Here is a 23,670-nt window from a genome sequence, read left to right as displayed (position 1 = left end):
CCGGTTTCTCCCAACCACACTCAAGAAACCGGGTTTTTCAGACCTCAAATCTAGGTGTGAGTTGAGTCCAACTGGTTGAACATAATAATTTATCTCGCTACTGCTTTTTGTTTTTCTCGTTCTAATTTGCGCTGCTTCAAGGCTGCCAGATTTTGTTTAATCGTGTCGATCGCAAATCCAGCCTCCTGCTGTTGGTATAATTCGCTGGCACGGATCAAATCTGCAACAGCCTCGTCATCCGATCGCAAATTTGCAAAAGCTAAGCCGCGATTGTGGTAAGCTTCTGCCAAAGTTGAAACTTGTTCTACAGCGCTGCTAAATTTATCTTTGGCTTTGCGGTACTTTCCCGACTGATAAGCCTCAATTCCTTGTTGAAAATAAACGGAAGCTTTGCTGCCACTGTCGGTATCGGGAAATTCTGGGGAATTTAAAATTGGTTCTTTAAATATTACAGAAATGCTGCCCTTGCCGAAGTAAGCCCAAGTCATTGTTCCAAACCCAATCCCCAGCACAAGGGCAATAATGACAGACAGAGCAATAAAATTGGTGAGTTCCATAGAGCAATATTTGTTGTATTATAATATGATAAGTTAATTCCTAACTTCTGCAACAATGGCTGCACGGATTTACCTTAACTGGAAATGGTTTTTCCGGTCGCTAGCTTTAGTATTGTCGATCGGCTTAATGATTGCAACTGCAAGTTCTGACGCAGCAACCAACGCCCAAACTCAAGCAGGGTGGCAATTGTTGCAGCGGGATGAGACAGGGTTGGTGGTAGCAATGCGACACGCGATCGCCCCAGGTACGGGAGATCCTGCTAACTTTAAGTTAGGCGACTGTTCCACCCAGCGCAATTTATCAGCACAGGGACAAACCCAAGCCAAGCAAATTGGAGCCGAATTTCGCAACCGCAACATCAAAGTTGCCAGAGTTTTATCGAGTCAGTGGTGTAGGTGTTTGGAAACAGCAAAATTGATAAAGTTAGGCAAAGTCGAACCCTTCCCAGCGCTGAACTCGTTCTTTAGGGACAGCAGCACAGAAGCCAGACAAACAGCGACAATCCGCAAATTAATTGTTGATAATCGCAACACAAAAGGCGCGATTATTCTGGTAACTCATCAAGTAAATATTACCGCGATTACTGATATTGTACCGCAAAGTGGCGAAGCTGTGATTCTCAAAAGCGATCGACAAGGTAAAATCCAAATACTCGGACGAATTGGAGGATTTTAAATAGATAGAAAGTTATAATATTATCAATTCCCCATCACCAACTACGCAGTGCCAATTTATATGAGTTTCCAATACAGCGCCGCCCTAGTGACTTTAGCAGACCTTGATAAAGAAGTTCTCGTTAAATTTTATACAAAATTTCTCGACATAGAACCAAACCCTTACATTCCCAATACTTATGCGGAATTTCAACTCAACGGCTTAAGACTCGGCATCTTCAAACCCAAAGATTCCCACAAATCGGAATTTGCAAATCGAGCAAAAACAGGCATGAGTTTGTGTTTGGAAGTCAGCGATATCGAAACTGCGATCGCCCGAATTTGGGCTTTAGGTTATCCGCCCAGCGGAGAAATTATCAAAGCTTCTCACGGTCTAGAAATCTATGCCTTCGATCCTGCCGGGAACCGCATAATTTTACATCAATCCCATTAGAATGTAGGATGATGGCTAATTATTGGTGAACTCTCGATCTTCTCTTCTCTTTCTTCGCGTCTTCGCGGTTCGTTCAAAAAAACATCTAGTTCAAAACCCGCTGATGATTGCTATATAAGTTATATCAATTCCGGTTGCATTGGAATGATTAAACCGCAGAGTACGCAGAGAACGCAGAGGAAGAGAACAGAGAGATGTAATTCCGATGCTAACGGATTTGATATTATGCAATTGCTTCACCACCTTCGCAATCACATTGTCAAACCCGCGTCTACAAATCAAAACGGCCTTAACTATCTCATCAGTTCAGCAAAACTATAAAAACTGATAATTAATAACAACAAGGCTGTTAGGTGAGTTAGCTGAAATTGAGGCCGTGGGCCGATCGATTCCCGCACCAAAATTGAAAAAGACGAACCAATTATATAACTCAGAGACAGCGTTAAATATTGCCACTGCAATGTTACACTCCACAGCCCGAGCAAAATCATCGCCAAAGTCAACATCACCAACTCAACAAAGCGAGGCGGATTGTGCTGAGTAGACAGAATTAAAGTGTCCAACCAATATTGCCAAGGTCTCATGTTTTAGCGATCGAGCTTTTGGATTTAGCCTTCTAGCTTAACCTACGATCGCCATTCTGTTTGTTCCTGCAAACACCTTAAAGCCTCCGCCGTCTCAACCTGCGGAAATTGCCCATAAAAGCGGCTGACACTGTAAAAAGGGTGAGGAGTCTCCAAGACGATCGCCTTATCGCCCATTTGGGCCAAAAATCCCATCAAATCTGCCGGGGCGACAGGCGCGCAAATCCACAAAGCCGCCGGTTGCTGCGACTGCAAAGCCTTAGCCGCCACAGCCATTGTCATCCCCGTCGCAATGCCGTCATCTACCACAATCGCCAAAGCCCCCGCCGCACTGATATTTGGGCGTCCCGGAGACAAGTCTGCCAGCAGAGATTGAGCATTATTTTGAGCCACGGGCAATGCTGATTTTTGCAAGCGTAAATTGTGCTGCTTTTGCTTTTCCCAGAGGACATGACCATCAGCAGTTGCAGCCCCGATCGCCAATTCTAAATTATCTGGGCGAGTAATTTTCTTAGCGACAACCACATCCAAAGGACAGCCCAAGCGGCGCGCAATCGGCACAGCAACGGGCAAACCCCCGCGCGGCAAGGCGTAAACAATCGGTTTCACCGCCTTCTGCGTCATTAAACTCAACTTGCCGAACTCGTCCACAACTGCCTCGGCCAGTTTTTCGCCTGCATCGGCGCGATCGTCAAAAAACGGGTTAGACAACATATTTTTGCCTGTACGAGCTCAACCAAACAATTGGAGATTGTGCGAGTGTTAATTGGAGATTGTGCGCGCGTGCGTAGCTATCCCGTAGGGAATCGACAGCATCACCTACAAGCTTCTAGCCAATCTCAAATCACACAACCCGATCTAAACTATAAACTCTAGGCTCAAAAATATCTCCCTAATTGTAAAAAGTATGTCCAGCGACTTGCAACTCAGCCTTTTTGACAACAATCAAAGTGCCACTTTCCAAACCGACTCAATACCAGCAAATGCCAAAATTCCCATTCCTCCCGGCACTTATCAAAATATGGAACAAATCGGCGAGCACTGCAACCGCTGCTACCGCTGCGAATTGGGCAACAGCCGCACTCACGCCGTCATCGGGCGCGGCAATCCTCAAGCCTCAATTTTGATTGTGGGGGAAGCGCCCGGACAAAACGAAGACGAAACCGGATTGCCCTTCGTCGGCCGATCGGGCAAACTGTTAGATAAGATTTTAGAATCCGTGGGATTGAGTGCAGAAACCGACGTATTCATTGCCAACGTCATCAAATGTCGCCCTCCCAACAACCGCCCTCCGACAGCAAAAGAAATCGAAGCTTGCAAACCTTACTTGCTCGAACAAATCCGCATCTTAGACCCCAAAATTATTTTATTAACCGGTGCAACAGCCCTCAAAGGTTTGCTAAGCGACAAGCGACCCATTAGTAAAATTAGAGGTCAATGGATTGAATGGGAAAATCGTTTGTGTATGCCAATTTTTCACCCGTCGTACTTGTTGCGAAACCCCTCCCGCGAACCGGAAACTCCAAAATGGTATATGTGGCAAGATATGCAACTAATCAAGGCTAAATTGGATGAATTCAAAGAGCAAGTCTAATCAATTTTTCTTGTTGATTTGTAGGCGGGTTTGAGGCACAATCTCGGATTTTTACCCACAATCTTAAAACCCGCCCCCACCCACCGAAAAATTATAATTAATTTTCATGTGCAATTAGTAGGGGACGGGTTTCACCAACAATCTCTGATTTTTACCTGCCATCTACAAAACAAGTTCCCGCTTTCCATTCATAAATTCACGCCCCGTAGTAAAAATCCGAATTATGGTTGTCTCTAGTATTTTTAGTGAAACTCCTATCAATAGACAAGAAATTCCTCAAGAACTATTAGACATTGAAGATAAACAACGTACTAATCCACTTCCTTGGAAAGGGCAATTTTCACCCCAGTTCGTCCAAACTTTGATTGATAAATACGCAACTAAAAATAGTGTTATTTTTGATCCATTTTTAGGTAGTGGAACAGTTTTATATGAGGCAGGAAGATTCGGAGTGGAAGCCTGCGGAACAGAAATCAATCCAGCAGCTTTAATCCTAGCTAACACTTATAAATTCATCACTATTTCACCCGGAAAGCGTGAAAAATGTATCAATTGTTTTCTCGCTCAACTAAAAACAGAGATATGGGAGAGAATGCCACTCTTCCAAACAATACAAAAAGAACTTACACCTAATGATTTAATAGATAAAATCGTAGATGTAGCCGTTGATGATGAAGAAAACTTCCTTAATATTTTACATGAAGTATTAGTGATATTGCTAGACTTAGAAAACAAAAAACTTACCAAATCAAGAGTTTTTACACTTGCGGAAAATATCGCTACTTTTGTCCTTAAACTACCCTATAGTAAAAAGCCGATAAATGCCTACAATGCCGATGCAAGACACGTTCCCTTACAAAACTCCAGCGTCAATCTTGTGATTACCTCCCCCCCTTATATCAATGTATTTAACTATCATCAGCAGTATCGCGGTTCTACTGAAGCACTAAATTGGAAAATTTTAGAGGTGGCAAAATCAGAGTTTGGTTCTAATCGCAAGCATAGAAGTAATAGATTTCTAACTGTCATTCAATATTGCTTAGACATCGCCTATACTTTGCAAGAATTGTTAAGAATATGCAGCCCTAACAGTAGAATAATATTTGTACTAGGTAAAGAATCAAATATTAGAGGAACGCCTTTTTTAAATGGGGAGTTAGTTGCAGAAGTTGCTCGTCAAGTCTTGGGGATTAGCTTAGATATCCGTCAAGAAAGAAGTTTTGTAAATCGTTATGGAAAAATTATCAAAGAAGATATACTACACTTTACAAAAAGAGAAGACTTACAGTATTATTTTGCCATACATCAAGCCAGAACTCTTTCTATAGAAGCTTTAATATCTGCTTATTCCGTAGCCAATGAACAAGTAAAAGATGAAATCAAGGATGCTATCGATAAGGCTGCCACAGTACAGCCCTCACCTTATTTCGATCTGCAGCGTTCACGAAAAACCATTGAAATACTCAACCCAAAAGCAGAAAATTATGTTTAATTTAGCTCAACCACATGGGGAAAAACTAGCAGCATTACTTGATAACGTGAAATTACCTCCTACAGATAAACGGCGTGTTAATCAAGCAATCGAATACTACAAAAAATGGTTGGAAACGCTTAAAAACATCAGGGGGGATGATCTGAAAGTTGTTCCAGAGATGGTATCCCATCTAACCTCCTATAAGCGATACATTGACGTTGAACTAATTTTTGACAGTGACAATGATTTTTTGTACCGTCAAAAAGGGCAATTAAAACTTGACAACTCAATTATTGAAGAATTTATACCTATCTTAGTTACAACCGTCTTTGCAGATTCATTAAAGGACAAAGAATTATCCTTTGGCCCAACACAGTGTTTTTCATCACTACGATTTGAGTCAAGTTTAAAACTCAGTCCAAAAGGCGGCGGGATGAGTATTCGAGCCAAGGATCAAGATTTTGCGATTAGTAGAAAAATATTCCTAAAAGCCTCTCATAACCAAGATTTTAAGGAGACTACCTCCCGTGAGGCAAATATTGCTTATGTTGCGGCTGAGTGTAAAACAAATCTTGATAAAACCATGTTTCAAGAGGGCGCAGCAACTGCCCTGGATGTAAAATTGAGTGTACCAGGAGCCAAGTATTTCTTGCTATGTGAGTGGCTTGATATGTCGCCGATTAGCTCATCACTCACAGCTATTGATGAGATACTAATTTTGAGAAAAGCAAAACGCTTATCGTCTAATATAAGAAGTGCTTTTAGTACGGTAGAGGGAAGAAAGAAAAATAAAGATTATTTTGTCAACCATCTCGATAACAACCCCTTTGCACCGGAAGTTTTTATGAGATTTTTAAGTGAGATTGAAGGGATGATTGGTAAAGATGAACTAGACGAAGATGACGTGCTGTCAAGAGGCTATTTTTAAGTGTAAAAAAAATCATCGGAACCAGCGAAAGCTATGGCTTTGCCTGACAATCGCGCAGCCACAAACGAATCGCCTCAGCAATTTCGCTTTTCTCCCCCTGTGGCCGCAACAACGGACTAACAGCCGCCACGGTATCATACCTAGAAACAATTTTCACTAATTCCCACCCGTTCTCCGTTTTAGTGAAAAATAACCAATGATATTGCTCAATTTCAACTCGTTTTCCCCCGCGATACTGCCGTTCCAAAGTAGTAATGAAAACTTGACTGGCATTTTCAGGAAGCGCATCTTCAAAATTCAAAGGTAGCGGTTCAAACTCCGGGCGGCCGGCTAAAATTATTTGAGGCAGCGCGTAACCGGGCGGTGTGTTAGTGTTAGGAGAAAAGTGCGATCGCACAATTACGCGATTAGCATAACTCGGCAAATCTTGCAACAGGCGATCGACCAAAGTTTCTAAATCAGCGGGACAGGGCGATCGCGCTAACCAACCATACCCACTTGCGTTTATAGTGCGATCGGCATTTGTGACAACATTAGCAGCCAAAGTCGGAGTTGCAACCGCAGATATCAGCAGATAAACACAGATGAACGCAGATAAAATTCCATTGGCGTTCATCGGCGTTTATCGGCGGTTAAAACTGAGATGTTGCACCATTCTCAATAAGCCTTTTATGAACAGGCAAGATGCCTGTTCCACAAAGAGTGAATTTTCTTGTGGAACAGGCATCTTGCCTGTTCTTGAGAATGGTGCAAGATGTGAGTTAAAAACAACATTCATATTGTTACTCCAACTCTTCACAAATACGCGCAAAAGCCGCCGCCGGATCGTCCGCAGCAGTAATCGGGCGCCCAATCACCAGATAATCCGCACCAGCTTTCAAAGCCGCCTTCGGAGTCATCGATCGTTTTTGATCGCCTCCCTCAGCCCATTTCGGACGCACACCGGGACAAACTAACACAAAATCATCCCCGCAACTCATTCTTAACTGTTCCACTTCTTGCGGAGAACAAACAGCACCAGCTAAACCAGTTTCCTTAGCCAACAATGCCATGTGTAAAGCATATTCCGGCAACTCCAAAGGTATTTTCAACTCAAAAGCCAACTGTCGCGAATTCAAACTCGTTAATAGAGTAATAGCAATCAACTTAGGACTCGGTTTATCCACAGCCGCCGCCCCTTCAGTCAAAGCCAACTGTGCCGCTTTCAAAGCATCTTTACCACAAGTAGAATGGATCGTCAATAAATCCACATTATACTTACCAGCCGCCCGACAAGCACCAGCCACAGTATTCGGGATATCGTGAAACTTCAAATCGAGAAAAATCCGCTTTTCCCGTTGTTTTAAAATTTCCAAAATCCCCGGCCCGGAACTCACAAACAGTTCCAAACCCACTTTCCAGAAAGATACTTGCGGCAGTTTGTCCAGAAGCGCGATCGCCTCTTCTTGACTCGAAACATCCAAAGCAACAATAATTCGATTATCAGCGTTCATAGCGCGTTCATCTTCAGTATTCATCTGCGGTTAAAAAAATAGATTAGTCATCGCAATAATTGCCTGTTTTGAACAGGCAAGATGCCTGTTCCACAATAATTATTGGAGATGTCTATTCAAGACACCAATCGCACAAACTTATTCTTCCCAACCTGCAAAACCTTACCGCATAAATCAGCAGGTGATTCAAAGGTGAGGTTAACATCAGAAACCCGATCGCCCTCCAACTTCACCCCGCCGCCCTGCATCAACTTCCGCGCATCACCGCTACTTTTACAAAGCCCGCTAGCACTCAGAATATAAAACAACTTAGCCGGAAATTGCACACTTGCCAAAGAAAACTCCGCCACAGCATCAGCTTGTCCCGCAGCACCTTTAACCAGCGCCATTGCATCTTGTTGTGCGCGATCCGCCGCTTCCTGCCCCCGATACTGGCGCACCACATCCACAGCCAAAAGTTTCTGTTTTTCTCGCGGATTTTCTGGCAATTCATCAAGTGGCAAATCTGTCAATAGTTCAAAATATTGGGCGATCGAACTATCAGCAATTTTCTCCAACTTAGAATACATCGTCAGCGGGTCTTCCGACAAAGCCACATAATTGCCCAAAGATTTCGACATCTTCTGCACCCCGTCAGTCCCTATCAAAATCGGCATCAGCAAACCAAACTGCGGCTTCATCCCAAAATGCCGCTGCAAATCTCTCCCCACCGCAATATTAAACTTTTGGTCAGTTCCCCCCAACTCCACATCAGCCTCCAAAGCCACCGAATCGTAACCCTGCATTAGTGGGTACAGAAACTCGTGCAGATAAATCGCATTTTCCTGCTGCATCCGATTATCAAATCCCTCTTTAGCGAGCATCTGCTGCACCGTCATCGTCTTCAGCAGTTCCAAAATCTTCGCCAAGTCCAATTTCGACAACCACTCGGAGTTATAGCGAATTTCCAAACGTCCGGGCGTGTCAAAATCTAGAATCGGACGCACTTGGTCTAAATAAGTCTTGGCATTTTCCGCCACTTGTTCGGCTGTCAACTGGCTTCGCATCTCGGACTTCCCTGTCGGATCGCCAATTCTTGCGGTAAAATCTCCGATGACCAGTACCGCTGTGTGACCGGCATCCTGAAAAGCCCGCAGTTTGCGGAAGCAAATGCTGTGTCCCAAGTGAATGTCCGCCCCTGTGGCGTCGATTCCCAGTTTGACTCGCAAGGGTCGATCGACTTGGGCCAGCAGTTGGGCTAAATTTTCGTCAGAGTTGCTAGAATCAGGTCGATCTGGAAAAATCTCGCTGATGCCGCGGTAAAGTGCTGAAAGGTTAGGAGTTATCATCGGGGAGCGATCGTTCATCATATTTTGCCAAAGTGCAGCAGAATTAGTTACACTCACTGGTTGACGCATAAAAACATAACTATCACGCTACTATAATCCGAAACCTGACCGGCTTTCATTAGCTGACCCCGCCCAAAAACGGATACCAGCCCCGACAACAGTCGCCGACATCCCACAATTTTAGACGCTAGTTCAAACTCCTAAATTGATCTGTGGAGTAAATCTAAAATCTAAAATCTAAAATCTAAAATCTAAAATCGATCGACTGACAGTCTCTAGGTTTCGCATCTAAAATTAAAAGTCTTAAACCCCAAATCGAGTGAGGAAGTGAAATCCACGTGTCAACCAACGCAGTCCGCAATAACACGGAAAACTCAGCCCCCGTATTCGAGTTTGTTCAGTCAGTCAGTAAAGTGACCGCCGGAACCATACTCAGCATGACAATGCTTGCCAGTTCCGTAGTCGCTGGTGGACTGGTTGGCTTAGCGATCAGCTTCCGCAATTTGCCAGATGTTCGGATCTTGCAAACCTACTCTCCCACAGAAACTACCCACATTTACGACATCAACGGCAAGCCGCTAGCCAGCATCCACGACGAAGCCAACCGGGATGTCGTACCCCTTGACCAAATCTCCCCGAACCTGAAACGAGCTGTTCTGGCGATCGAAGATAGCAACTTCTTCACCCACAAAGGTATCAACCCCGGCGGGATAGCCCGAGCTCTGATGGTCAACCTAGAGAAAGGTAGAACCGTTGAAGGCGGCTCGACTATGACTATGCAGCTAGTCAAGAACCTGTTTCTCTCTCCCCAGTCAAAATTTAGTCGCAAGGTAGCTGAAGCGGTAATGTCTATCCGCTTGGAGCAAATTCTCAACAAAGACCAAATTCTGCAACTATACCTGAATCAAATCTACTTAGGTCACAACTTGTACGGCGTAGAGACAGCCTCTCGAAGCTATTTCAACAAATCCGCAAGTAATTTGACTCTTTCAGAAGCAGCGATGCTGGCCGGCTTAATTTCTGCCCCCGAAGAATACAGTCCTTTCGTCAATTACAAATTGGCAAAAGAGCGGCAAGCCCTCGTTTTAGGCCGCATGAAGGATCTTAAATGGATTACGCCGGCCCAAGAGACAGCAGCCCGACAGGAAAAAATTAAGCTAGGCAAAATTACCTCTTTTGGCGGCTCTCAAGTTCCTTACGTAACACAAGCCGTAGTCCAAGAACTGACAAGGCGTTTTGGGCGAGATGCCGTGGTTAAGGGAGGAATGCGCGTTCAAACCACGATCGACCTCAAAATGCAGCGCATAGCCGAAGAAACCGTCAAAGCGTGGCACAATCGGCTTTACTACCAAGGGCTGTTTTACGATCGCGATGAAGGTCAAATTGCCCTAGCCGCCGTCGATCCCCGCACCCACTTCGTCAAAGCAATGGTTGGCGGCGTCGATTACGAAAAGAGTCAGTTCAACCGCGCCATTCAAGCACGCCGCCAGCCCGGATCTGCTTTTAAACCTTTTATCTACTACGCTGCCTTTGCTAGCGGCAAATACGCCCCCGATTCAGTTGTCTACGACTCCCCTGTCGGCTACCGCGACGGCGACGGCTACTACTACCCTCAAAACTACGGTGGCGGCTTCTCCGGTGCTGTCAGCATCCGCAGAGCATTGGAAGTCTCTCTGAACATTCCCGCCGTCAAGCTTGGCCAAGAAGTCGGATTGAATAAAGTGATTGAGATTTGCCGCGTGCTCGGCATCAGAAGTCCGATGGAACCGGTGATTTCTTTGCCCTTGGGTGCAGTTGACCTCACTCCTTTAGAAATGGCCGGATCTTTTGCTACCTTCGCCAACAACGGCTGGCATTCTGACACCACGTTTATCGTGCAAGTCACTGACAGCAGTGGCAACGTCTTGCTCGACAATACGCCCAAACCCAAATTAGTTCTCAATTCCTGGGCGGCGGCATCTGTCAACAGCGCCCTGCAAGGAGTAATTACCAGCGGAACTGCAAGGGCGGCTCAAATTGGCCGGCCGGCTGCTGGGAAAACTGGTACAACTTCCTCAGAACGGGATATCTGGTTTGTGGGTTACGTGCCGCAGTTGTCGGTGGCTGTTTGGATGGGCAACGACAATTATAGACCCATGAGCTACGGTGCTACTGGCGGTGGGATTGTCGCCCCTGTTTGGCGCGATTTTATGAGCCAAGCTTTGCAGGGAGTTCCCGCAGAAAGTTTCAAACCTCCTTCATCTTTTGAGCGGCCTTAATTATCAGTCAGTTGTCAGTTGTCAGTTGACTGTTGACTGTTGGCAGTTGGTGTTTGACAGTTGACAATTGACACTTGGCAGTTGACAATTACCCATTATTTCTCCTCTGACCGAAAGAATCCAGGATACCCGCCACGTGATTCATCCGTGGAGAAATAAAAAACCTGTATCAGATGAAACTTGCCCCCCGAATTTATGCGTGGGGTCAATGCTTCAATCTAAAATCTAAAATCTAAAATCTAAAATCGATTGACTTCTGGCTTCTGGCTCACACTCGATAATTAATCCGTGTATCCGTATCAACATCCGTGTTGTGCCTTCCTTCTTCCTTCTGACACTAGGATTGTTTTTCCAGCTCAGATTTCATCCGCTCCAGCGTTGAGTTCATTTGCTCAAACATCTGCTGGGGCGTGATGCCAAATTGATTGAGCTGTGTTTTTAACTGTTCTACAGTCATCTGAGCCATGAAGTCCTCAGACAGCTCAAAGCGCTTCATAAAAATACGGTAGCGCTCCATCATCGATTCCATCTGAGCGATGAACATTTTCTTGCCTTCGCGATCGAATTTGCCGTAATTTCCACCTAGTTTGATGAGAGATTGATAGTCTTCAAACAACAGCTTGGCTTCTTGCTGAACAATTTCCGAATCAAAAAATCCCATAGCTTTCCTAATTTTTTAATATTCAACTAATTTTGATCGAGGCGAGAAAACCCGCTGCTTTTTGTACCATTTTATCAGTTGCCGGAGGAAGTCCCTACCCCTCAAGGTACAAGAATTAGTAGAAATTTCCGTACAGGAGAGGCCGATGCCCGCGCAGGGCCGATGCCCGCGCAGGGCATCGGGCCCCAAAAGCGTTGGTTATTGGTTATTCAAACTAACAACCAACCAATAACCAATAACTAATGACTGATAACTGATGACTAATGACTTCTTCAAACTTCCCCGATGCGTTCTAGAGGCCAAAACCGCACTACAGCGCGGCCGATGATATTCTGCTTAGGTAAAAATCCCCACCTGCTGGAGTCGTTGCTGTTGTTGCGGTTGTCTCCCATCACAAAGTATTCATTTTCTGGAACGCGATAAGGCCCCCACTGGTATTTAGGAGGTTCGGCAATATATTTTTCGACCAGGGGTTTGTCGTTGAGATAAACTAAACCTTTTTTAACGGCGACTGTTTGACCCGGTAAGCCAATTACCCGCTTGATGAATGCTTGGTCTTGGGTAAAGCCTTGTTCTTGCAACTTTTCGGGCGGGGCAAATACTACGATGTCGCCAGTTTTTGGAGGTTCGAGGTAGTAGGAGATTTTTTCGACTACGACGCGATCGCCCACGTGCAGAGTGGGTACCATAGAATCTGAGGGTATGTAGCGCGGTTCGGCGACCAAGGCTCGAATCACTATTGCTAAACTTAAAGCAATAATCACTATCTGAAGATTTTCTCGCTGTGACTTCCACGCTTTCTGCCACCAGCTTTCAGGCGGATTTTCTGCTACTTCTGTACCCAAATTCTTTTTTTCAGATGTCATGAAAGTCCTCGCTAAATAGTTGCCACTAATTATCTGATTAAGCTCGCTCAGCATTTAAATTGCATCTCTACAAATCATCAAACCATGACTAGCTGCACACGCGAACCAGCCCAAAATATACAATTTAAATGCAGTACAGCTTACCATTGAAGTATGTCGCTGTTAATTACTAGACGTGAAGTGCAGGCATTTGCAAAGTTGCAAAGTATCTAGAAAGGCATCGGCGTTGCACCTGCGATTTCCCTATCAATCAAAGATTTATACAATAACTCTCATCTTGATATTAACTCATAAAAAAGGCAGAGAATTTAAATTCTCTACCTTTTTTATGTGAGGATTTTGAGTTGTTTGCGATCGCGAGATTGGTTATTTCAAAACTTTACTCGCGATCGCACTTACTCAAACTTACTCAACGCCTTGGGGCAGCAATTCCCGCTTTTGACCTTGCAGCACCTTAACAATTCCGTCCTCGCCCACATCAACAACAGCGGTGTCGCCGTCTTTGATGCGGCCAGAAAGGATTTCCTCAGCCAAACTGTCTTCCAGCAAGCGCATAATGGCGCGGCGCAGGGGTCGGGCTCCGTAGCTGGGGTTGTAGCCTTCTTCTACCAGCCGTTCTTTGAATTTTTCGGTCACTTCCAGGGTGATGCCCTGTTCTGTCAAACGGCTGAACACTTCTTTGAGCATAATGACGGCGATTTCTTTGACTTCTTCCCTGTTCAACTGGCGGAAGACGATAATTTCGTCGAGTCGGTTGAGGAATTCGGGGCGGAAGTAGTTTTTGAGTTCTTCGTTAACCAAAGAACGAATGCGGTTGTAATTAGCATCGGCTTGGTTGTCGCTGAACTCGAAACCGAGACCGCCGCCGCCTTTTTCAATCACCTTAGAACCGATGTTTGAGGTCATAATCAGCAGCGTGTTTTTGAAGTCCACGGTGCGACCTTTGGCATCTGTTAAGCGGCCGTCTTCCAATATTTGCAACAGCATATTGAAGACATCGGGGTGGGCTTTTTCGATTTCGTCGAACAGCACGACGGTGTAAGGACGGCGGCGGACTGCTTCTGTGAGTTGGCCGCCTTCGTTGTAGCCGACGTACCCAGGCGGAGAACCGATGAGTTTGGAGACGGTGTGCCGTTCCATGTACTCCGACATATCCAGCCGAATCATGGCATCTTCGGAACCGAAGAAGTAGCCTGCTAGGGCTTTGGTGAGTTCGGTTTTGCCGACGCCGGTGGGCCCGGAGAAGATGAAACTGGCGATCGGGCGATTGGGATTTTTCAAACCGACGCGGGCGCGACGGATGGCGCGGGAAACGGCTTTCACTGCTTCTTCCTGGCCGATCAAGCGCTGGTGCAAGGTATCTTCCATGTGCAGCAGCTTTTCGGATTCGGATTCGGTCAGTTTGTTGACCGGGACGCCCGTCCAGCTTGCCACGATTTGAGCAATGTCTTCTTCGGTGACAACTGGCGATGGGTCGGTTTCGCCGGTGCGGGCCGAGTCGGTTTTTTTAGCTTGGGAAATTGCGCGAATTTCGGCTTTGATCGTCATTTCTCGATCGCGCAATTCGCCGGCTTTGTCAAAGTCTTGAGAACGCACCGCTTCGTCTTTATCTTTGAGGACTTGGCGCAGTTCTTTGTCAAGTTCTTTGGCTGCGGGGGGCAGTTGGGAGTTGATCAGGCGAACTCTGGAACCAGCTTCGTCTACCAAGTCAATTGCTTTGTCTGGGAGGAAGCGATCGGAGATGTACCGATGTGAGAGTTTGGCTGCAGCTTCCAGGGCCGTGTCCAAAATTTTCAGCTTGTGGTGCTGTTCGTAGCGTTCCCGCAGACCGAAGAGAATCTCGATCGTCTCGTCTACAGTCGGTTCGCCGACCATAACGGGCTGGAAGCGCCGTTCTAGGGCTGCATCGCGCTCGATGTGCTTGCGGTACTCGTCTAAAGTTGTAGCGCCGATACACTGGAGTTCGCCTCTAGCCAGAGCCGGCTTGAGAATGTTCGCCGCGTCGATCGCCCCTTCAGCCGCACCTGCACCGATCAAAGTGTGCACTTCGTCAATCACCAAAATCACGTTACCCGCTGTGCGGATTTCGTCCATGATTTTTTTGAGGCGTTCTTCAAATTCGCCCCGGTATTTGGTACCAGCGACGAGCAAGCCGATGTCGAGGGTAACGACGCGCTTTTCTTCGAGGATGTCTGGGATGTCGTTGTTAGCGATGCGCTGGGCCAGACCTTCGGCGATCGCGGTTTTACCGACTCCGGGTTCGCCGATGAGCACCGGGTTATTTTTGGTGCGGCGACCGAGGATTTGAATTACCCGTTCGATTTCTTTTTGGCGTCCGACTACTGGGTCTAGTTTGCCATCGACCGCCATTTGAGTCAGGTTGGCTCCAAATTCATCCAGGGTTGGAGTCTTGGTGCGGGCACCGCCGCCCGTGGCTGCGACTTCTGCGGTTTCTCCCAGCATCCGAATCACTTGGGTGCGGACTTTCGACAAGTCTACTCCCAGATTTTCCAGGACTCTGGCCGCTACTCCTTCACCTTCGCGGATCAGGCCCAGCAGCAGGTGTTCAGTACCTATATAATTGTGTCCGAGTTGGCGAGCTTCTTCTAGGGATAGTTCTAGAACCCGCTTGGCGCGGGGAGTGAACGGAATTTCGACTGCTACGAAGCCGGAACCGCGCCCGATGATTTTTTCCACTTCAATGCGCGCGTCTTTCAGGTTGACGCCCATTGATTTGAGGACTTTCGCTGCAACCCCGGTTCCTTCTCCGATCAGACCCAGGAGGATCTGTTCTGTCCCTACGAAGTTGTGACCCAGGCGGCGAGCTTCTTCCTGGGCCAACATGATTACTTTTATTGCTTTTTCTGTGAAGCGTTCAAACATGATTTATTCCCATCACCTGCTGCTATGTGCCCGTTTCGAGGTCACGCTCGCACAACGAGCGTTTGTGTTCGAGTGTTAACTCGTACTGCTTATTCTAGCGCGACACTCCCAACCTATCTGCCGCACTCGGCTGCGGTTGCAGATTCCAGGCTCATGTTGCAGGGTGGCTTTCAACTGGGAAGACCCAAATGGTGGCTGACCTACAACCTCCCCTAGACTGCAAGAAGATTGCTCTTCTCGGCCCGTGCCCAACCTACGACTGCGTATTGATGGATTCTAGCATAATCTTTTTGGCTGTCATGCAGGCGCAAAAGTGATAATTCTCGCAGTACAGGCCGGGTTTTGCACAAAACTTATTAGTTTGATGGGCGATCGATCCCCTAAACTCATCCTTAACCGGCAGCCCATATCAAGAATTTGTTGCTTTGGGAGGCCCAGAGCTAGCTGGGCTTTTTTTATCTAAAATTTGGCCTCAGATGCGTGGGGAATTTGGGTAGTATTCATATTGTCAGTTGTGCGCTCGCTCCCGATCGATTAGTAAGTGTTGCTACACTCCGAGGGGTTTGGCTCAGACTATAATCTGCACGGTTCAAACGAGGGCGAAGCAAAGCGGTAAGTACGATCGTGCAGGCAGAGGTTTCTTCCCATGCTGAGGTTGATTGCCTATGAGGATTTTGAACTAAATTTATATCGAGTAACCCATTATTGGTCAATGCAAGTTAAAGACTCAATAAATTACATTTAAAACTCAAAACTATCGATCGCCAAATGCCAGTTTTTCTGATGCAGCCGATCGCACATCTCCCGTTTCTCATCCGCCAAATCTCGCTGAAATTCCGGTTTTTCCAGACCGCTGCGCCACATCACCAGAGCATCTTCTCCGGTGTCTTCGTAGTATCGCTTGCGCCGTCCAGCCTCTTTAAAACCAAACTTTTTGTACAGGGCAACTGCGGCTAAATTCGAGTCCCGCACTTCTAAAGTCGATCGCTCTAATTGCCTGTCACAAGCCGATTTTAGCAAAGCCAAAAGCAGAGCTTGTCCCAAACCCTGACGTTGAAACTGAGGATGAATTGCCAGCATTATAATGTGAGCTTCTTCTAAAATCGCCCACAAACAACCGATACCGATGAGAGTTGGGGGAATCTGTAGGGGCGGTGTCCCCGTGCTCGCCCGGTTTTGAGCTGATTCACAGTCGTCAGTTTCCCATGTCCAAAGACCTAATAAATCGCTGTTAGGACTGTCTAACTCGCGCCTGTAGCCTTCGATCGTCCAAAGTCCCGCAAAACAAAGCCGATCGAGTTCGACTGCACTGTTGAGGTCTTCTGCGACGAGATGTTTAATTTGTAGAAAACGCACAGTCGATTTTAAATTTTAGATTTTAGATTTTAGATTTGATAATTACTCACTGCAAGGATGCTCCAGTTCGATCGAGTCTCAGTCAGTCAGCCTGCTTGCGGAATGAATCTGGGGGCAACTGACCCAATTGCTTGCCGTCAATTGTACACTGGGAAAGACCGTAAGGATAGTTATTGCGCGATGGTATCAACTCAATCTTTCGGGGTGGAATCGGGACTTAAGTATCTGTCTGAGTCTCAACAAGCCCTGCAAACTCGATCGCCCAATCAAGAACTGTTACCGCTGACAGCCAGTGTTAACAGCAGCGATCGGTTGGAAATCGGAGGCTGCGAGGTGACAGCTTTGGTGGAGCAATTTGGCTCGCCGTTGTATATTTTAGACGAAGAAACGTTGCGGGCGGCTTGTACCCAGTACCGGGATGCTTTCGGGCGTTACTATCCGGGCGAATCTCAAGTGCTCTATGCTTCTAAAGCTTGGAGTTGTTTGGCAGTTTGCGCGATCGCAGCGGACGAAGGTTTAGGCATAGATGTCGTATCCGCCGGAGAAATCTACACTGCACTGCAAGCCGGTGTCAGTCCCGACAAAATCTACTTCCACGGTAACAACAAGTCCCGCGAGGAACTGCGGCTAGCTGTCGAAAGCGGCTGCATTACCGTAGCCGACAATTGGCGGGATTTAGAGACTCTAGCAGAGTTGGGAGAATCGGGTGTCAGCAGCCTCACAGGTGGGCCGACACGAGTTATGGTGCGGTTTACTCCAGGAATTGAGTGTCACACCCACGAGTACATTCAGACGGGTCAAATCGATAGTAAATTTGGCTTTGATCCCAACTCGCTCGATCGAGTATTTACTTTCATCAGCCAACAGCCGTCCTTATTTTGCGTGGGAGTGCACGCTCACATCGGCTCTCAGATTTTTGAACTGCAACCCCATGACGATTTAGCCGAAGTCATAATTCAGGCCTTGACAAAAGCACAGAGTTATGGTTTGCCAGCAACAGAAATTAATATTGGCGGTGGGTTGGGCATTCGCTATACTGAAGCGGACGATCCTCCCAGCATTGAAGATTGGGCTCGTACAATTTGCTCCGCAGTGGTAGCAGCTTGCGAGCGGCAGCAATTGCCATTACCAAAATTGCTTTGCGAACCGGGTCGATCGCTCGTCGGTACAGCCTGCGTCACTGCTTATACCGTTGGCTCTCAAAAAGTCATTCCGGGAATGCGGACGTATCTAGCTGTGGATGGAGGGATGTCGGACAATCCGCGTCCTATTACCTATCAATCAGTTTATCGAGTCCTCGCAGCCGGTAAAATGTCTGCTGCCTTAACGGAAACAGTGACAATTGCTGGGAAACACTGCGAATCAGGCGATGTTCTGATTAAAGATGCCAAATTGCCCGAGTGTCAGACCGGAGATGTCCTCGCGGTTACGGCCACAGGGGCATACAATTACAGTATGGCTTCTAACTATAACCGAGTACCCCGACCGGCAGCGGTTTTAGTGAGAAATGGGGAAGTTAACACGATTATACAGCGGGAAACTTACCAGGATTTGCTGAGGCTTGACCGCCTTCCTGAACGACTCGGAGCTCAAAAGTAAAAACTTAGAAGTTAAAAGTTAAAAGTTAAAAGAAAGACAATCCATGTTTACTTAGTGACGATTGCCTTTTCACTTTTAACTTTTGCCTTGTTCAGTCACGCGATTGGATTGACACTCCCCGGTCTAAAAACACGGGGATTTTCAGAGTATTCCTTATAACAACTGTTCATGGTTCACGGGTTCGAGTGCATCACGGTTCGCGGTTCACAGGCGGTAGCGTTCGATGAACCATGAACAATCAACAATCTGGCTTTGACTTGGCCCTGGTTCAGTCCTTATTGATTCAAGGGATCGATATTGGACTGGTTTTTGCCCTTGCGTATTTGGTGCTCGTCATTGTTGGCGAGCGCAGAACGCTGTGGATGGTACGGGGATTTATCATTTTGATGCTGGCGGCGGCGGTGAGCAACTGGGCTGGATTGAGGCTGTTGCACGTTGCGCTAAATAGCTTGGTGACTGGTTCGGCTGTGGCAATGGCGGTAATATTGCAGTCGGAGTTTCGCCGATTTCTGGAACAATTGGGTCGGGGGGAATTTCGGCAATTGTTTGGACGCGATCGCCGGCCAACTCCCGAACCGGACAGCGTAATAGATGAAATTGTGGACGCAGTAAAAGAACTTTCGCAAAACCGCACGGGCGCTTTACTAATTATAGAAACAGATTCTCCGATCGACGATCGAGATTTTTCAGTGCCGGGATTAAAGCTAAATGCTGAAGTTTCTAAAGAATTGTTGCAGACTATCTTTCAGCCGCAAACTTTGCTGCACGACGGGGCTGTTTTGATTCGAGGTTCGCGGATCGTGTCGGCGGGGGTAATTTTGCCTTTGTCCGATCGCACTGCGTCGCGGCAGTTGGGAACGCGCCACCGGGCGGCGATGGGGATTACGGAACGGGTGCAAGCTTGCGTGTGCGTGGTGGTGTCCGAGGAAACGGGTTCTATTTCTTTAGCCCAGATGGGACTTTTAAATCGACCTTTGACTAGCAACAAACTTAAGGAATTGCTGGAAGCAAAGCTGTTTCCGTCCGAGGGAGAAAGAGTTGTGGCTCCAATTCCGATCGGCAATCTCGGACGCCAGATAGGATTGAAGGGAGTGACGCTATTAAAACGGATACTGCGCCGTTAGTCGGGTAATCGGGAGAAACCATGAGTCAAGGAATTTGCTTGGAAAAGTTGCCGGAGGATCTGCAACAGGAACTACTGCCTAAGCACATAGCAGTGATTATGGACGGGAACGGGCGCTGGGCTAAGAAGAAGGGCTTGCCGCGGATTGCGGGGCACCGCCGAGGAGCTAGCACTCTGAAGGAACTGCTGCGCTGCTGCAAAGATTGGGGGATTCCAGCTTTAACGGCCTATGCTTTTTCGACGGAGAATTGGGGGCGGCCTGCCGGGGAAGTGGATTTTTTAATGAGTTTATTTGAGGGAAAGTTGCGACAAGAATTGCGGGAGATGGTGGACGAGGACGTGCAAATTCAATTTATGGGGAATTTGCAGGCTTTGCCGAAGTCTTTGCAGGCCCAAATCGAGCGTTCTGTGACGGCCACTCAGCATAATCAGGGGATTTTGTTTACGGTGGCGACGAATTACGGGGGGCGTCAGGAGATTGTACAAGCTTGTCGGGCGATCGCCACTCAGGTGAAAGAGGGCAAGTTGCAGCCGGAGGAGATTGATGAGGTTTTATTTAAACGCTATTTGTATACTGCTGATATTTGTGACCCGGATTTGCTGATCCGGACGAGCGGGGAAATGCGGTTGAGCAATTTTCTACTATGGCAAATGGCTTATTCGGAAATTTACATTACTGAGACGCTGTGGCCGGATTTTGATCGATCGGAGTTTCACCGCGCTTTGTCTGATTATCAGAAGCGCAGCCGCCGATTTGGCAAAGTCTAACGATTTTGGATTTTGGATTTTGGATTTTAGATTTTAGATTTTTTGGTTGATTTTTTAGTTTCCAAGTAGGTCATCTCCTGCTCAACATAACGAATTTAGATTTTAGATTGGAGGACAAATCTAAAATCTAAAATCTAAAATCTAAAATCAAATTAGGGGCCGGAGAAAACGGCCGCTTCAATGTCTTGACGTGAGAGGGAGTATTTGAATGCTCGCTGAATGTCTTGGCCGTCGGCTCCAGCATCGATGTAGCGGACGGTAAGTTGGTCAATATCGAGGGAGAGTTCTGCTTTCCATGTAAGTTGCTCGATCTGCCAGCAGTGGAGTTCTCGCCGATCTTGCTGGCAGCCGCGGCTTTTTAGCCACTGCTCGATTTCCGGGAGTGGATGGTTGTACAAAGGAGTGTCAGCGGAAGGAAGAGTCATGGGATTTTAGATTTTAGATTTTGGATTTTAGATTGGGGATTTCGGATTGGGGATTTCCGATTGTAGATTGGAGATTTGGGATTGGAGGCTTTAATTGCCGCGAATTAAGCCGATCGCGATCGCCAGTACCAAACATCCGATTAAGCTAGCTCCCATGATAAACAGAGCGAACATTTCTCCGGGAGAAAGGGGTCGATCCGTGGGATCTAGGTAAGCGGAGTTGGAAGTTTTTTTGCCCGATGCCGAAACCGGAGTATTGAAGCCTGGGGGCGACTGAATCACGTTCAGACGAGAATAGCCTATTTTGAGGTCGTAGGCGAGGCGACGTTCTGGGTTGCTGAGGGTGGCGTAGGCGTTATTTAGCTGCTGAAATTTGGCTGTGGCGACTGCGGGCGGCAGCTCGGTGGTATCGGGATGGTAGAGTTTGCTCAGTTCCCGGTACGATCGCCGAATTTCGATTACTGAGGCTGAAGGATGCAGCCCTAACAAGCTGTAATGAGTCGAGCCCAAGGGGGTTTTGCCGGGTATTTTTTGACTTTTGTTTTTTGCAGTTGCCTCGTTTCCTGCCACCGAAGCCCCTCTCTGCCTATTGTTAATAATATTTGGTTATTTTAGCTGAAATCTGAAGGAAGAGGAATTAACCGCAGAGGGCGCTCCAGAACGCAGAGGGAAGAGGGAAGAATTCTAAATTCTCCCGTTCTTTACCTGTTTCTGCTGGTACGCGGTTTTTTATTCTTTATTGGGGTTGACTTTTTCAGAGGAATGTGAATTGGCTAGGGCTAGCACTGGAGTGTCGGTTGGTTCTGGTCGATCGATACTGTGTTCGCCGTCGGTGGGAATTTGGCAAGAAATCAGTTCTGTGACGATGCGATCGCCCAGAACATCTTCCCAATCTTGCAACTGTTCTCTGGCTTTGATCGGTGTATTGACAGCCACGTCTACGCCCATTTGCTGAAGGTTGAGGCTGTGGGCTGTCGATCGGCGGTTGACACACTCCACCAGCCAAACGCTCAATCCGACTGCTGCCATCAAAGGCAAGACAATCCGGTAATCGCGGGTTAATTCAAACATCAATAGGATGGCTGTCAGCGGTGCTCTGGCGCTGCCGGCGAGGACGGCGGCCATTCCCACCATTGCGTAGGCGGCAGGGCCAGCGACTCGATCGCTCATTGCCGGCAGCATTTCCAAAAAGAGGCCGTAAGCCGAACCCAGGGAAGCTCCCAAAAACATCGCCGGAGCGAATATACCGCCCACTAAACCACTGCCGAGGCTGATTGCGGTCATCGCCAGTTTGACAAACAGCAGCAGCAACAGCAAAGGCAAGGAAAATTTAACATCTTGGAGCATGGCTTGGACTGTTTCGTAGCCAACACCCAAAATTTGAGGCAATTGCAGGGCGACTAAGCCGACTGCGGCCCCGCCGACGATCGGGTGAAGCGGCCGGGGCAGTCGTCCGAGCCAAGCAAATCCTCGGACTTTTCCTTGAAAACAGCCCTCGGCTAATTGAATTGCTTCTGTGTAGGCTAGAGACACTCCGCTCGCTAAAAGTCCCAATCCCATATACAGAGGCAGTTCCAGGGGGCTGCGGACATCGTAAACTGGCAAAGAAAAGGCCGGCTGAGCTCCCAAGCAGATTTGAGCGATGAGCGCCGAAACTACGGCGGAGAGCAAGACTACGCTGACTGAGGAAGTGGCGAAGGTGCTGCCGAGCACGACTTCTAAGGCAAAGAAGACTCCGGCGATGGGAGAGTTAAATCCGGCGGATAAACCTGCTGCTGCTCCGGCGCCCAGGAGCAAGCGCTGCCGTTCTGGGGAGAGCTGCAAAACTTGAGCCAGCAGCATTCCAAAATTAGCGCCGATTTCGACGCTGGGGGCTTCCGGGCCGAGGGAGGCGCCGGTGCCGAGGGAAACTGAGGCTGCCACCATTTTGGTGATGGGTTTGAGGGGGGAGAGTTCTTGCAGGCCGCGGGTGGCTGCAATTAAGGAAGACATATTCGGGCCAAAGTCCCGAAACCGCCACCGCATCAGCCCGATGATGACTCCGCCGATGGTGGGAATGCAGGCTAGCGTCCAAGAGCCTTTCGAGGCGATCGCCCCCATGAAGTCTTCCAGCATCAGGCTGTGGATGAAGTGGATGAGGTAGTGAAAGGTGACGACGCCTGCGCCCGTAACTCCCCCTATGACTAGGGAGAGGATGAGCAGGAGGGTTTCTGGGCTGGGGTGCAGGCGGTTGAATAGCGGGCTTAGTCGGGAGGCTTGGGGAGTTGCTGCGGTTGGCCCGGGTGGCTGCAGATCCACAGGAGGGATGGCTCTCATTTAGCGGTTAATTCTTCGGTGAGAAGTTATATAATTATTACAATTTATTTCTTATTTTCATTTTGAGTGATTTTAGGGGAATTGACAACTTAATTAAGGCGTATTTTCGGGTAATTTTTTGGGGCTAGCCGCTGAGGTGGAATGACTGATTATGAGGAGCGACGGATTTGGCGTGATTGTATGCTCAGTTACATTCAAACTTAGATATACTCTGGCTATAATGGTAATCAACTATATTTACCTTGTGGGTGGCTATGCCGATCGCATCAGTGAACTAGCAATATCATATAACTCAGTAAAAAACAACTTTCAAATTAAAGAATTGTCGATGGGAGATTTTCCCTGATAA

General features: G+C 47.4%; 23 protein-coding genes. 10 read left to right on the top strand and 13 right to left on the bottom strand.

Annotated elements, in window-relative coordinates; translation table 11 throughout:
- Window positions 1–89 precede the first annotated feature (89 nt).
- On the bottom strand, window positions 90–557 hold the full coding sequence (locus tag QUB39_RS08190) for a hypothetical protein (protein ID WP_333055935.1): 468 nt from the start codon (window positions 555–557) through the stop codon (window positions 90–92).
- A 55-nt stretch (window positions 558–612) separates the two neighbouring features.
- On the opposite strand from QUB39_RS08190, the gene QUB39_RS08185 reads away from it, so the two are divergent.
- Together QUB39_RS08185 and QUB39_RS08180 are read left to right on the top strand one after the other, a co-directional pair.
- Window positions 613–1,233 (top strand): histidine phosphatase family protein, encoded by a 621-nt coding sequence (locus tag QUB39_RS08185; RefSeq protein ID WP_333055936.1) that lies wholly within the window; start codon window positions 613–615, stop codon window positions 1,231–1,233.
- Between the two features lie 60 nt (window positions 1,234–1,293).
- A complete protein-coding gene (locus tag QUB39_RS08180; protein WP_333055937.1) occupies window positions 1,294–1,665 on the top strand; it encodes a VOC family protein in 372 nt (123 codons plus the stop codon).
- Between the two features lie 293 nt (window positions 1,666–1,958).
- Here QUB39_RS08180 and QUB39_RS08175 read toward each other — a convergent pair whose 3' ends face one another.
- Together QUB39_RS08175 and QUB39_RS08170 are read right to left on the bottom strand one after the other, a co-directional pair.
- Complete coding sequence (locus tag QUB39_RS08175; RefSeq protein WP_333055938.1) at window positions 1,959–2,249, bottom strand: hypothetical protein; 291 nt, start codon at window positions 2,247–2,249, stop codon at window positions 1,959–1,961.
- 42 nt (window positions 2,250–2,291) lie between these two features.
- Window positions 2,292–2,963: a phosphoribosyltransferase family protein gene (locus QUB39_RS08170; RefSeq protein ID WP_333208103.1), complete on the bottom strand. Its 672-nt coding sequence runs from the start codon at window positions 2,961–2,963 to the stop codon at window positions 2,292–2,294.
- A gap of 193 nt (window positions 2,964–3,156) precedes the next feature.
- Here QUB39_RS08170 and QUB39_RS08165 point away from each other — a divergent pair, with 193 nt between their 5' ends.
- The 3 genes from QUB39_RS08165 (at window position 3,157) to QUB39_RS08155 (ending at window position 6,245) form a co-directional block, all read left to right on the top strand.
- Window positions 3,157–3,843 carry a uracil-DNA glycosylase gene (locus tag QUB39_RS08165; protein WP_333231162.1) on the top strand — a complete coding sequence of 229 codons (687 nt, stop codon included), beginning with the start codon at window positions 3,157–3,159 and terminating at the stop codon, window positions 3,841–3,843.
- A 223-nt stretch (window positions 3,844–4,066) separates the two neighbouring features.
- Complete coding sequence (locus QUB39_RS08160) at window positions 4,067–5,335, top strand: DNA methyltransferase (protein WP_333055941.1); 1,269 nt, start codon at window positions 4,067–4,069, stop codon at window positions 5,333–5,335.
- Window positions 5,328–6,245 carry a Bpu10I family restriction endonuclease gene (locus QUB39_RS08155; RefSeq protein ID WP_333055942.1) on the top strand — a complete coding sequence of 306 codons (918 nt, stop codon included), beginning with the start codon at window positions 5,328–5,330 and terminating at the stop codon, window positions 6,243–6,245. The genes QUB39_RS08160 and QUB39_RS08155 overlap by 8 nt, the downstream gene beginning before the upstream one ends.
- Window positions 6,246–6,276: 31 nt before the next feature.
- Here the strand turns inward: QUB39_RS08155 and QUB39_RS08150 are convergent, their stop codons facing one another.
- The 3 genes from QUB39_RS08150 to tyrS all read right to left on the bottom strand — a co-directional run bounded on the left by QUB39_RS08150 (window position 6,277) and on the right by tyrS (window position 9,087).
- Window positions 6,277–6,861: a hypothetical protein gene (locus QUB39_RS08150; RefSeq protein ID WP_333208100.1), complete on the bottom strand. Its 585-nt coding sequence runs from the start codon at window positions 6,859–6,861 to the stop codon at window positions 6,277–6,279.
- A 166-nt stretch (window positions 6,862–7,027) separates the two neighbouring features.
- Entirely contained in the window at window positions 7,028–7,738 is a 711-nt protein-coding gene (pyrF, locus tag QUB39_RS08145) for an orotidine-5'-phosphate decarboxylase (protein ID WP_333485046.1), read from the bottom strand.
- A gap of 116 nt (window positions 7,739–7,854) precedes the next feature.
- Window positions 7,855–9,087 (bottom strand): tyrosine--tRNA ligase, encoded by a 1,233-nt coding sequence (gene tyrS / locus QUB39_RS08140; protein WP_333485045.1) that lies wholly within the window; start codon window positions 9,085–9,087, stop codon window positions 7,855–7,857.
- Between the two features lie 317 nt (window positions 9,088–9,404).
- Between tyrS and QUB39_RS08135 the strand changes: the two genes are divergently transcribed.
- Window positions 9,405–11,324: a transglycosylase domain-containing protein gene (locus QUB39_RS08135; RefSeq protein WP_333208098.1), complete on the top strand. Its 1,920-nt coding sequence runs from the start codon at window positions 9,405–9,407 to the stop codon at window positions 11,322–11,324.
- Between the two features lie 337 nt (window positions 11,325–11,661).
- On the opposite strand, the gene QUB39_RS08130 is transcribed toward QUB39_RS08135, so the two are convergent.
- The 4 genes from QUB39_RS08130 to rimI all read right to left on the bottom strand — a co-directional run bounded on the left by QUB39_RS08130 (window position 11,662) and on the right by rimI (window position 17,090).
- Entirely contained in the window at window positions 11,662–11,985 is a 324-nt protein-coding gene (locus QUB39_RS08130; protein WP_006632589.1) for a DUF1825 family protein, read from the bottom strand.
- A gap of 272 nt (window positions 11,986–12,257) precedes the next feature.
- The gene (gene lepB / locus QUB39_RS08125; protein ID WP_333055946.1) at window positions 12,258–12,851 is read right to left on the bottom strand and encodes a signal peptidase I; all 594 of its coding nucleotides are present in this window, start codon (window positions 12,849–12,851) and stop codon (window positions 12,258–12,260) included.
- Between the two features lie 405 nt (window positions 12,852–13,256).
- Complete coding sequence (locus QUB39_RS08120; protein ID WP_333055947.1) at window positions 13,257–15,734, bottom strand: ATP-dependent Clp protease ATP-binding subunit; 2,478 nt, start codon at window positions 15,732–15,734, stop codon at window positions 13,257–13,259.
- 741 nt (window positions 15,735–16,475) lie between these two features.
- Window positions 16,476–17,090, bottom strand: coding sequence for a ribosomal protein S18-alanine N-acetyltransferase (rimI, locus tag QUB39_RS08115; protein WP_333208096.1), 615 nt, complete (start codon window positions 17,088–17,090; stop codon window positions 16,476–16,478).
- A gap of 180 nt (window positions 17,091–17,270) precedes the next feature.
- On the opposite strand from rimI, the gene lysA reads away from it, so the two are divergent.
- The 3 genes from lysA to QUB39_RS08100 all read left to right on the top strand — a co-directional run bounded on the left by lysA (window position 17,271) and on the right by QUB39_RS08100 (window position 20,580).
- Window positions 17,271–18,689, top strand: coding sequence for a diaminopimelate decarboxylase (lysA, locus tag QUB39_RS08110; protein ID WP_333208185.1), 1,419 nt, complete (start codon window positions 17,271–17,273; stop codon window positions 18,687–18,689).
- Window positions 18,690–18,919: 230 nt separating this feature from the next.
- Window positions 18,920–19,813 carry a diadenylate cyclase CdaA gene (cdaA, locus tag QUB39_RS08105; protein WP_333055496.1) on the top strand — a complete coding sequence of 298 codons (894 nt, stop codon included), beginning with the start codon at window positions 18,920–18,922 and terminating at the stop codon, window positions 19,811–19,813.
- A gap of 20 nt (window positions 19,814–19,833) precedes the next feature.
- The gene (locus QUB39_RS08100) at window positions 19,834–20,580 is read left to right on the top strand and encodes an isoprenyl transferase (RefSeq protein ID WP_333055497.1); all 747 of its coding nucleotides are present in this window, start codon (window positions 19,834–19,836) and stop codon (window positions 20,578–20,580) included.
- Window positions 20,581–20,732: 152 nt separating this feature from the next.
- Here QUB39_RS08100 and QUB39_RS08095 read toward each other — a convergent pair whose 3' ends face one another.
- From QUB39_RS08095 to QUB39_RS08085, 3 genes are all read right to left on the bottom strand, one after another.
- A complete protein-coding gene (locus QUB39_RS08095; protein WP_333039717.1) occupies window positions 20,733–21,005 on the bottom strand; it encodes a DUF3143 domain-containing protein in 273 nt (90 codons plus the stop codon).
- Window positions 21,006–21,095: 90 nt separating this feature from the next.
- Window positions 21,096–21,575: a J domain-containing protein gene (locus QUB39_RS08090; RefSeq protein ID WP_333208094.1), complete on the bottom strand. Its 480-nt coding sequence runs from the start codon at window positions 21,573–21,575 to the stop codon at window positions 21,096–21,098.
- A gap of 159 nt (window positions 21,576–21,734) precedes the next feature.
- Window positions 21,735–23,321 (bottom strand): chloride channel protein, encoded by a 1,587-nt coding sequence (locus tag QUB39_RS08085; protein ID WP_333208092.1) that lies wholly within the window; start codon window positions 23,319–23,321, stop codon window positions 21,735–21,737.
- A 220-nt stretch (window positions 23,322–23,541) separates the two neighbouring features.
- On the opposite strand from QUB39_RS08085, the gene QUB39_RS08080 reads away from it, so the two are divergent.
- Window positions 23,542–23,667 (top strand): hypothetical protein, encoded by a 126-nt coding sequence (locus QUB39_RS08080; protein ID WP_333208091.1) that lies wholly within the window; start codon window positions 23,542–23,544, stop codon window positions 23,665–23,667.
- Window positions 23,668–23,670 lie beyond the last annotated feature (3 nt).

This window comes from Microcoleus sp. AT8-B5, assembly GCF_036705565.1.
In the GTDB taxonomy this organism is placed as follows: domain Bacteria; phylum Cyanobacteriota; class Cyanobacteriia; order Cyanobacteriales; family Microcoleaceae; genus Microcoleus.
Note: the sequence above shows the minus strand (reverse complement) of the source record. Positions and strands in the feature narration are given on the sequence as shown.

Excerpts from the sequence above, each read along its gene's own strand:
- lepB (WP_333055946.1), bottom strand. The coding sequence starts at position 12,851 with ATGACATCTGAAAAAAAGAATTTGGGTACAGAAGTAGCAGAAAATCCG.
- QUB39_RS08100 (WP_333055497.1), top strand. The coding sequence starts at position 19,834 with ATGAGTCAAGGAATTTGCTTGGAAAAGTTGCCGGAGGATCTGCAACAG.
- cdaA (WP_333055496.1), top strand. The coding sequence starts at position 18,920 with ATGAACAATCAACAATCTGGCTTTGACTTGGCCCTGGTTCAGTCCTTA.
- QUB39_RS08160 (WP_333055941.1), top strand. The coding sequence starts at position 4,067 with ATGGTTGTCTCTAGTATTTTTAGTGAAACTCCTATCAATAGACAAGAA.
- QUB39_RS08185 (WP_333055936.1), top strand. The coding sequence starts at position 613 with ATGGCTGCACGGATTTACCTTAACTGGAAATGGTTTTTCCGGTCGCTA.
- QUB39_RS08085 (WP_333208092.1), bottom strand. The coding sequence starts at position 23,321 with ATGAGAGCCATCCCTCCTGTGGATCTGCAGCCACCCGGGCCAACCGCA.
- QUB39_RS08120 (WP_333055947.1), bottom strand. The coding sequence starts at position 15,734 with ATGTTTGAACGCTTCACAGAAAAAGCAATAAAAGTAATCATGTTGGCC.
- QUB39_RS08165 (WP_333231162.1), top strand. The coding sequence starts at position 3,157 with ATGTCCAGCGACTTGCAACTCAGCCTTTTTGACAACAATCAAAGTGCC.
- QUB39_RS08080 (WP_333208091.1), top strand. The coding sequence starts at position 23,542 with ATGGTAATCAACTATATTTACCTTGTGGGTGGCTATGCCGATCGCATC.
- QUB39_RS08150 (WP_333208100.1), bottom strand. The coding sequence starts at position 6,861 with ATGAACGCCAATGGAATTTTATCTGCGTTCATCTGTGTTTATCTGCTG.
- QUB39_RS08130 (WP_006632589.1), bottom strand. The coding sequence starts at position 11,985 with ATGGGATTTTTTGATTCGGAAATTGTTCAGCAAGAAGCCAAGCTGTTG.
- QUB39_RS08190 (WP_333055935.1), bottom strand. The coding sequence starts at position 557 with ATGGAACTCACCAATTTTATTGCTCTGTCTGTCATTATTGCCCTTGTG.
- QUB39_RS08155 (WP_333055942.1), top strand. The coding sequence starts at position 5,328 with ATGTTTAATTTAGCTCAACCACATGGGGAAAAACTAGCAGCATTACTT.
- pyrF (WP_333485046.1), bottom strand. The coding sequence starts at position 7,738 with ATGAACGCTGATAATCGAATTATTGTTGCTTTGGATGTTTCGAGTCAA.
- QUB39_RS08175 (WP_333055938.1), bottom strand. The coding sequence starts at position 2,249 with ATGAGACCTTGGCAATATTGGTTGGACACTTTAATTCTGTCTACTCAG.
- QUB39_RS08095 (WP_333039717.1), bottom strand. The coding sequence starts at position 21,005 with ATGACTCTTCCTTCCGCTGACACTCCTTTGTACAACCATCCACTCCCG.
- tyrS (WP_333485045.1), bottom strand. The coding sequence starts at position 9,087 with ATGATGAACGATCGCTCCCCGATGATAACTCCTAACCTTTCAGCACTT.
- QUB39_RS08180 (WP_333055937.1), top strand. The coding sequence starts at position 1,294 with ATGAGTTTCCAATACAGCGCCGCCCTAGTGACTTTAGCAGACCTTGAT.
- lysA (WP_333208185.1), top strand. The coding sequence starts at position 17,271 with ATGGTATCAACTCAATCTTTCGGGGTGGAATCGGGACTTAAGTATCTG.
- QUB39_RS08170 (WP_333208103.1), bottom strand. The coding sequence starts at position 2,963 with ATGTTGTCTAACCCGTTTTTTGACGATCGCGCCGATGCAGGCGAAAAA.